The organism is Sandarakinorhabdus sp., from assembly GCF_031422795.1.
Taxonomy (GTDB): domain Bacteria; phylum Pseudomonadota; class Alphaproteobacteria; order Sphingomonadales; family Sphingomonadaceae; genus Sandarakinorhabdus.
Genome location: NZ_JANPML010000425.1, coordinates 1 through 8,814, shown reverse-complemented (window position 1 = coordinate 8,814; position 8,814 = coordinate 1). Strand labels below are relative to the sequence as shown.

Sequence of the window (8,814 nt, the reverse complement as noted above, 5' to 3'; positions counted from 1 at the left end):
ATCGTATTTTTCCGGATCGGCCTGCGCGTGCACGGCGTCACGGATATCCTCGAACAATTTGCCGGTGACCAGCGTTTCCGAATTGAACGGCACATAACCCACCGAGCGCCGCGCCCCATAAAAGTGCGACGTGAAGGTGAGGCCGTATACGCAGCAGGCCGAACCCGACAGGATGGTGGCCGTTCGGCGCATGCGCAGGCCGACTCGCAACGAACCGAACGCCGGGCACATGGACTGCGGTTGATCGTGCGGACCCTTTGGGTAATCGGCCGCATACCGCTCCAGCACTTCGGATTTGCCGGCCTTGGCGGCGGCATCGCGCATGGTGTCGGCGCCGGCATGGCAGCCGGCACCTTCCACTGGCGGAGACGACAGGTCTTCAGACATTGTCGTACACCACTTCGAGGCTGGGCTTGGTCTCAAAGGTGCCACCGCGCAGATCGGCCTGCGTCGCCGGCTTCAGCACGACATTGCCGCCGGTATCTTCGGGCTTGAACAGGCCGAGCAGGCCATCCTGATCCAACGGGGTCGGGCGCACCGGCGGCGCGGTTTCGACGGCTTCGGCCAGTTCGGCGAACAGCGGGCCCCACTGGCTCTCGCTGGTGCCGATGATCTGATAATTGGCTGATTTCTTGCGAATATCATCGTGGGCCGGAATGCTGACGAGCACCGGAATGCCCACCGCATTGGCAAAGGCCTGCGCTTCGCCCGATCCATCATCCTTGTTGATCAGGATGCCGGCGACGCCAACATTGCCGCCCATCTTGCGGAAATATTCCACCGCCTTGCAGACGTTGTTGGCGACATACAGCGATTGCAGATCGTTCGACGCAACCACGATCACCTTCTGGCACATGTCGCGGGCGATCGGCAGACCAAAGCCGCCGCAGACCACGTCGCCGAGGAAATCGAGCAGGACGTAATCAAAGCCCCAATCATGGAAGCCGAGCTTTTCCAGGGTTTCAAAGCCGTGGATGATGCCGCGGCCGCCGCAGCCACGGCCAACTTCGGGCCCGCCCAATTCCATGGCGAACACGCCGTCGCGCTGGAAGAACACGTCCTCGATGGTCAGTTCCTCACCCGCAAGCTTCTTCTTGGACGAGGTTTCGATGATGGTCGGCGTCGCCTTGCCGCCAAACAGCAGGCTGGTGGTGTCGCTTTTGGGATCGCAGCCGATCAGCAGCACGCGCTTGCCCTGCTGCGCCATCATGTACGACAGGTTGGCGAGCGCAAAGCTCTTGCCGGAGCCACCTTTGCCATAAATGGCGATGATCTGGGTTTCCTTGGTGATCTCGCCGGTGTGAACGGGATCGGGTTCCAGTTCAGCCTCCTCACGGAGCGCGGCAACCTGATCGAGAAGATTATTGATGCTCATGCGATATCTCTCCAGTCGAAGACCATTTTGAGACAATTGGGGTCCGAAAAGGCCTGACCATAAGCGGTCGCGGCCTTTGTTGCCGGCACCTTGTGCGTCACAAGGCCCTCGAGTGACAGCGAACCCGAGCCCACCAGCGCGAGCGCGCTCGCAAGGTCGTCAGGCTGGAACTCAGTGGCAATGCGTATGCGAAGCTCGCGCCGGAACGCGGGCGCGAAGTTGAACGACAGCGGGTCACTGTAGAAGCCGGCCAAGACGATCTCGCCCCCACGCGCCATGTGCATGACGGTCTGGTCGATCACGCGGTGGTCACCGCTGGCGTCGTAGACCGAGCGGTAATCCCGCCGCTCGTCAGTCTCGGGCCTGACCACCCGATATCCATCAGCACCCAACATGCGGGCGTCATTGATTTCCCACACCGTCGGCTCCACGCCAGCCGCCAGCGCGATCCGCGCAAGCAATCGGCCCAGCACGCCGTGACCGATGATCAGATCCGGCATCGCGCCGCCGGCCACCGCATGCTGCGCAGTCGCAGCCAGGCTCATCAGCACGGCATTTTCATGCAATTCTGCCGGCAGCGGAATTACCCGCGCCGCGCCGGTGATCAACGTCTTGGCCTGGCCGCCAAACAGCCCGCGCGCACCTTCGAATTTGGAGGAACCGGGCACGAACACGTTTCTGCCGATCAAGTCGGTCACATTTTCGCCGGCGTCCACCACCGTGCCGACCGCTTCATATCCGGGAACCAACGGATAGCCCATGCCGGGGAACATCGGCATGGTTCCATTGTACATCAGTTTTTCCGTGCCCATGGAAATGCCCGACCAGTCGATCGACACCACCACGTCATCGGCTTGGTGCGGCGTGAGCGTGAGCGTGCGCAAGGCGACGCTCTCCGGCTTCTCCACCACAACGGCCAATGTTTCCATTCAACCAACCCCTTGGGGAAACCGGCCAGCCCTGCCCCGCTGACCCCTTCCAATGCATTGGTTACTATCCAAAGCGTCATGTGAGTGTAAAGCGCACATGACAATTCTGAAAGCAAAAAATTGGACGGACTTCGTCGTCTTTAGGCTTGACGAAAGCCGGAAAACCGGCCCGCGATTCAACGCTGCGCGACGATCAGGCGGGTGACCATTGGCAGCGCCGTGGCCACTTCGCGGGCGTTGCCGAATCCGGCTTCGACCAGCTGGGCCAGATAGGCCGCCACCGTCCGGGGCCGGCCCGATCCCATCGCCCACAGATAGAGGCCGAAATAGGCATCACCCATCACTTCGGCACCCATCGTGCCGGCCATCGGTTCGGCCAGCAGCAGGCGGCCGCCGGGCGGCAGCGCCGCATGGGCCTTTTTCAGCAAGGTGCGCACCACATCATCATCATGATCGTGGCAGATGCGCACGAGGCTGATGACATCGGCCCCTTGCGGCAGCGGATCATCACGGAAACTGCCGCCATGCAGCGACACGTGCGACAGGCCGCTCGGGGACAGTCTCGCCTTGGCGCCTTCCACGACAGCCGGCAGATCAAACAGCTTGAGTGAGAGTCGCGGGTGGCGCTGTGCCACTTCGGCCAGAAAGGCGCCGTGGCCGCCGCCCACATCCATCAGGCAGGTGTGGCGGCTGAAATCATAGGCGTCCAGCACCTGTTCGGCCACCATCGGCTGGCTCGCGGCCATCAGCGCCGAATAGGGCGCCACTGCTCCCCCGCCGCCGCCCTGCCAGCTGGCGGTATCAGCCGCCGCCGGCAACCCCTGCCCTGCCGCCGGGGCATAGGTCCAGAACGCCGCCAGCTTGCCCTGCCCGCGCCCGCCCTTCAGCATGGCGATGGGATCAGCCAGATCATCATAGAAGATCTTGTGATGCTCGATCATCGCCAGCGCACCCGCGTTGGTGGAAAGCGCCGCGCCGCGCTGGCCCAGCACCCACAGATCGGGCGCTGCCAGCTCCACCAGATCAATCGCCCTGGCCGCGCCCAGCAGCCGCTGCATCGCCTCCAGGCCCAGCCCGGCGCCCTGCGCCAGCGTGGCTGCGCTCGCCGGCCCATCGCTCAGACGCCGAATCACCCCGGCATCAACGGTGGCGGTCAGCGCCTTCGTTTGCACAAATCCAGTGATCACCGCGAACATGGCATTGGCGTGATAGCGCGCCGTGCGCCGCATCAACGGGTTACGCATGGCAAAGCGCTGGAATGCCGGATTGGCCAGCACCCGGTTGCGGGCATTGAGCCAGCGCAACTTCCATCCCGGAGAGGCAGTGTTTTCAGCCATGTGCCCCACAAACAAGTGTCAAATCGTCTGGACAGTGGCTGCCCAAAGGTCAATCATTACAACTCTTGGTCGGGTTTAGACGCCAGACATTAACGACTGATGATTCGGAAGATCGATTTGGCAGGCCCAGACAGCGTTGTCATCATCGGAGCCGGCATGGGTGGCCTGTCTGCCGCCGTGCTGCTGGCGGCGCGCGGTGTTCCGGTGACGGTTGTGGAGCGCATGGGCGCGCCCGGCGGCAAATTGCGCACGGTTGATGTTGGCGGTGTGCCCATCGACGCCGGCCCCACCGTCTTCACGCATCGCGCGGTGTTTGAACGCATCTTTGCCGATGCCGGCACGTCGCTTGATGCGCATCTCACCCTGGTCAAATCCGATCGCCTCGCCCGCCATGCCTGGCAGGATGGCAGCAGCCTCGATCTGTGGGCCGATCACGAACGCAGCCGCGATGCCGTGGCCCAGTTCGCCGGCCCCGCCGAAGCTGAAGGCTGGACCCGCTTTCAGGCCGAATCGGCGCGCATCTTTGGCGCGCTGGAAACCCGCTTCATGGAAAGCCCGGCGATGGGCCCGCTGGGCCTCACGCTGAAATACGCCCCCTTCCACCTGCACGAGATGTTTGCGATCAACCCGTTCGCCACGCTGTGGAACACACTGGGCAGCTATTTCCGCGATCCGCGCCTGCACCAGCTTTATGGCCGCTATGCCACCTACACCGGCGCCGATCCGTTCCAGGCCACCGCCACGCTGATGCTGATCGCCCATCTCGAAGCGCGCGGCGTGTGGCTGGTGGAAGGCGGCATGCACGAAGTCGCCCGCCAGATGGCGCTGCTGGCCGAACGGTTGGGCGCGAAATTCCACTACAACGCCCATGTGGCTGAAATTCTCGTTCGGAATGGCCGTGCCGCCGGAGTTCGCCTTGCCAGCGGCGAGGACATCCTGGCCCACGATGTGCTGTCCAACAGCGACGTTTCCGCCCTTGCCGATGGCCGCTTCGGCCCGGCCGCGGCAGGTGCTGTCACCGGCGTCAAACCCCACGAACGCTCGCTGTCCGCCCTCGTCACCATGATGACCGCCGAAACCAGCGGTTTCGAACTGGACCGCCACAATGTCTTCTTCTCCACCGATTATGCGGCAGAATTCCGCCACATCTTTGGCGAACACCGCCTGCCGGCCGAACCCAGCATCTATATCTGCGCCCAGGATCGTGGCATCGGCCGCCCGCCAGACGGCCCGGAACGCTTGCAACTTATCGTCAATGCGCCTCCAACAGGCGACGGCACTCCACCCACCACCAAGGAGATCGAACAATGTCAGACAGCAACCATGGCCGTCCTGGCCCGGTGCGGGCTGACACTGCAACCAACGGCAATGGTGCCGGTGGGCCCGGCGATGTTCGAGGAACTTTTCCCTTCGAGCGGTGGGGCCCTTTATGGTCGGGCCTCGCACGGGTGGCAGGCCAGCTTCCGCCGGCCTGGCAGCAAGACGAAACTGCCCGGGCTCTGGGTCGCCAGTGGATCGGCGCACCCGGGGGCGGGTGTGCCGATGGCGGCCTTGTCCGGCCGCTTGGCGAGCGCAGCGATTCTCAAGGCCCGCGCTTCGATCAAGACGTCGCACCCGGTGGCTACCGCTGGTGGTATGTCGACGCCGAAAGCGACTGCGGGCAGTATGGGCTAACGATCATCGCCTTCATCGGCTCGGTCTTCTCCCCCTATTACAAGGCCGCTGGCCGCGACGCGCCGGAAAATCACGTCTCATTGAACGTCGCGCTGTATGGCAAGGGCTGCCGCCGCTGGGCGATGACCGAACGCAGCCACGGCGCCCTGTTCCGCGATGCCACCACACTGCGCATCGGCCCCAGCCAGTTGCGCTGGGATGGCGCCACGCTGGTGATCGATATCGAGGAAGAATGCGCCGTGCTGCCGATGAAAGTCCGCGGCCAGGTGCGGGTGACGCCGCAAGTCTATGGCCAGCGCCGTTTCCGGCTGGATCCCGCCGGCAAACACGAATGGGAACCGATCGGCCCATCAGCGCGGGTGGAGGCCAATTTCACCAACCCCGCCATCAAATGGGCCGGCACCGGCTATCTGGACGCCAACCACGGCGCTGAATCGCTGGAAGACGGCTTTGCCGATTGGCAGTGGAGCCGCGCCCATCTGAAGGATGGCTCCACCGCGGTGATGTACGAAGGCCAGCTGAAAGACGGCGCCGATTTCGGCATGGCGCTGCGCATCACGCCCGATGGCCAGGCCGAAGTGATGGAAATGCCCGCCCCGGTGGTGCTGCCCAAAACCGCCTGGCGCCTTGACCGCCTGACCCGCGCCGACGCCGGCTACACCGCCCGCATCCGCGCCACCTGGGAAGACACGCCCTTCTACAGCCGCACCGCGCTCGCCACCCGCCTGTGGGGGGAGGACGTGGTGGCCGTGCATGAATCGCTCAACATGCGGCGGTTTGATACGGGCGCGGTGCAGTGGATGCTGCCGTGGCGGATGCCGCGGAAGGTGTGAGGGGGGAGGCGAGCGTTGTGCTAAATAGTCACGAAAACTTACTCAGCGGCCTAGCCGATCGCATTTTAGGTTTAGCGCAAGCTGCACTCAAGCAAGCAAATATGCATGCGGTTTTCATGGACCCAGGCAATGAGCACTGGCCGCTGATGGCAGTTTTAAACGCAGCACATGCAGGCGAGTTATTCATCAAGGCGGCCGTTGCCGTTGAGCATCCATTGTTGATTTTCAAAGATATACATGGTCTAGACGACCGGAGATCCATAGAACTTGATTTCAAAACACTACTTGAAAAGGGAAAAACCTACGGTTTTGACCAATTACCGCAGGTTCTCTGGACAACAACAGGGATAAGAGTGCCTGATCAAATTTGCTACGATCGAATTCAGAAGTTGAGAAATAGCATCCAACATTTCTGCTCTCCAGATGATCAAGATCCATCAGGAGCAGCGATTGATTTCATATACAAAATCATTGACCCCATTATTTATGAACGCTTTGGTCTCTGCGCAATAGAGTTCCACGAAGATCATTATGTTGGATATGATTATATTGTAGGTGCCCTTCTCAATAGGGGAGTAAAATTTTCACTCCCAGCCACGTTCTGTATCGGTGAAATCGATATCGAAGAAGAAATATCATATTCGGGTGAAGGTTACAAAAAGTGGTTCGCCAGTGAGCTAAGCCGACTTGGCAAAAGCCATCTATACAATTATCATAACGACAGTGATACATAGAAACCCATCGCAACAACGAATATCCCTGCACCAGCACGCGTTCGGTTCCCCAGGCCGCTGCGATCTTGCGGATCATGGCGAGCGTCAGCATTGCGACCCATTTCGGTCGCTCATGATGTATGCCGGCGAAGCTAAAAATTCGTCATTTATTTCCGTCGCCGCAGAATGATCAAATTAGCTACCTTGCTATAACGTCCTGTGGGTCGCATAATCTGGTTGCTTTGCAGTATCCTGCAAGGAGGAGACAGTTACTTATGCCGGAGCGAAAGCGTGGAAACAGACTTGAGCGCTGGGAGATTTCGCTAGTAAAGGCGATGCTTGCGACCACAAAATACAATGACCAAGATGTTTTAGCGTATTTCACCCGCCCCACGCGGTCGATTAATCACCGTGCAATTTCGGAGATTCGATCAGAGGCGAAACATAAGACCGTGAAAGCTGCCACAGCTGACCAGCTAAACGAATTTCTCAGATGCTGGCCCGATGTCGATGGAGAGACTGGACTAAGTCTTCGCGGGGACGAGCTGCTTGTGAAGTCACGAGAGTCAATGATTGCTGCTGTCCACAACTTCAATGCAGCGGGTATACATTTTCGGGCGGAAATTTTTATAACTACGGCGATGATTGGCTGGACATATCTTTGTCACGCTTGGTTTAAGCGTGAAGGTATAGACTTCCGGTACAGGGAAAATGGGGCCGTCAAGCTGCTCAAGAGCGGCGCAGAGGCCTACTGGGATCTCGGAAAGTGCCTTCGCAACGATAAAATCCCGATATCGAAACCGACTAGGCTAAATTTGGAGTTGTTGCTTGAGATCAGGCATGAGATCGAACATCGATCGACCAATCGTGTAGATGATGCTCTTGGGCCGCTCATGCAGGCTTGCTGTATCAACTTCAACGAAGCTATCCGATCTTGGTTTGGGGTCCAATTCGGTCTCGAACGGCGGCTGCCGATCGCCCTACAATTTGTCACGTTCGACGCAGCCCAAGCGTCCGGGCTGAAGAGTGCGAGCACTTTACCCGCAGCAATTGCATCTACCATGGACGCCTTCCACGCAGGCATGACAGATGACGAGCTTAAAGATCCGGCTTTCACCTATCGCGTGGCATTCGTGCCTAAGGTGGGCACCAAAGCAAGCAAGTCGGACATCGCTATCGAGTTCATCAAGGCAGACTCGGAAGAGGCTAAAGCAATTAATGCGGTCCTGCTAAAGGAAGTGGACAAAGCGCGCTATACTGCGACGCAAGTTGTTGCAGCAATGCATACTGAGGGCTTCCCACGTTTCAGCCAAGCCCAGCATACGGCTCTCTGGAAAGAATTGGGAGCCAAGAACCCATCAAGAGGTTTTGGCAAAGCTGGCGACTATAAGAACACGTGGGTTTGGTTTGAAAGCTGGATTGCGCGTGTTCGGGCGCACTGTCAGGAAAATGCGACGAAATACATTTAGAATTTCGGTGACAGGACACTGAATTAACTGACTGGATTCCATCAGCCGCAATTACCGCACCAACGCATACTCCTGCACCAGCACCCGTTCCGGCACCGCCCAGGCCGCTGCAATCTTGCGGATCATGCCCAGCGTCAGCGCGCGCTTGCGCGCGAGGATTTCGGTGGCGCGGGATTGGCCGACCAATGCGGCGAGATCGGCGCGGGTGTGGCCGTTCATGGCCATGGCGGCTTCGATGGCCTGCACCGGATCGAGTGGGGCGATGGGCCAGCGGCGGGCTTCATAGGCGTCCACCAGCGTCACCAGCACGTCCAGCCGGTCGCCGGCTTCCGTGCCTTCGTCTGCGCCCCACAGGGTTTCGATGTCGCGCAGGGCGGCTTCGTGATCGGCGTCGGAGCGGATGGGGCGAATCTGCATGGATTGTCTCCTCTCAGAACAGGGTGACGGTCAGCGCGTCGATCCGGTCATAGGCGGCGTGGGTGCC

General features: G+C 60.2%; 8 protein-coding genes and 1 pseudogene. 4 read left to right on the top strand and 5 right to left on the bottom strand.

Annotation, left to right across the window (positions count from 1 at the left end; translation table 11 throughout):
• From RMO81_RS14665 to RMO81_RS14650, 4 genes and pseudogenes are all read right to left on the bottom strand, one after another.
• A pseudogene (locus RMO81_RS14665) lies at window positions 1-387 on the bottom strand (chlorophyllide reductase subunit Y); the annotation flags it as partial.
• Entirely contained in the window at window positions 380-1,375 is a 996-nt protein-coding gene (locus RMO81_RS14660; RefSeq protein WP_310476653.1) for a chlorophyllide a reductase iron protein subunit X, read from the bottom strand. The pseudogene RMO81_RS14665 and the gene RMO81_RS14660, both read right to left, overlap by 8 nt.
• Window positions 1,372-2,304 (bottom strand): chlorophyll synthesis pathway protein BchC, encoded by a 933-nt coding sequence (bchC, locus tag RMO81_RS14655; protein WP_310476652.1) that lies wholly within the window; start codon window positions 2,302-2,304, stop codon window positions 1,372-1,374. Before bchC ends, RMO81_RS14660 begins: the two co-directional genes overlap by 4 nt.
• 176 nt (window positions 2,305-2,480) lie before the next feature.
• Window positions 2,481-3,608 (bottom strand): methyltransferase, encoded by a 1,128-nt coding sequence (locus RMO81_RS14650; RefSeq protein ID WP_310476651.1) that lies wholly within the window; start codon window positions 3,606-3,608, stop codon window positions 2,481-2,483.
• A gap of 132 nt (window positions 3,609-3,740) precedes the next feature.
• Here RMO81_RS14650 and crtD point away from each other — a divergent pair, with 132 nt between their 5' ends.
• The 4 genes from crtD to RMO81_RS14630 all read left to right on the top strand — a co-directional run bounded on the left by crtD (window position 3,741) and on the right by RMO81_RS14630 (window position 8,330).
• Window positions 3,741-5,315: a 1-hydroxycarotenoid 3,4-desaturase CrtD gene (crtD, locus tag RMO81_RS14645; RefSeq protein ID WP_310476650.1), complete on the top strand. Its 1,575-nt coding sequence runs from the start codon at window positions 3,741-3,743 to the stop codon at window positions 5,313-5,315.
• Window positions 5,316-5,395: 80 nt separating this feature from the next.
• Window positions 5,396-6,148, top strand: a complete 753-nt coding sequence (locus RMO81_RS14640) for a hydratase (RefSeq protein ID WP_310476649.1) — start codon at window positions 5,396-5,398, stop codon at window positions 6,146-6,148.
• Window positions 6,112-6,882 carry a hypothetical protein gene (locus tag RMO81_RS14635; protein WP_310476648.1) on the top strand — a complete coding sequence of 257 codons (771 nt, stop codon included), beginning with the start codon at window positions 6,112-6,114 and terminating at the stop codon, window positions 6,880-6,882. Before RMO81_RS14640 ends, RMO81_RS14635 begins: the two co-directional genes overlap by 37 nt.
• 119 nt (window positions 6,883-7,001) lie before the next feature.
• The gene (locus tag RMO81_RS14630) at window positions 7,002-8,330 is read left to right on the top strand and encodes a DUF3644 domain-containing protein (protein ID WP_310476647.1); all 1,329 of its coding nucleotides are present in this window, start codon (window positions 7,002-7,004) and stop codon (window positions 8,328-8,330) included.
• 51 nt (window positions 8,331-8,381) lie between these two features.
• On the opposite strand, the gene RMO81_RS14625 is transcribed toward RMO81_RS14630, so the two are convergent.
• The gene (locus tag RMO81_RS14625) at window positions 8,382-8,747 is read right to left on the bottom strand and encodes a transcriptional regulator (RefSeq protein WP_310476645.1); all 366 of its coding nucleotides are present in this window, start codon (window positions 8,745-8,747) and stop codon (window positions 8,382-8,384) included.
• Window positions 8,748-8,814: the final 67 nt, after the last annotated feature.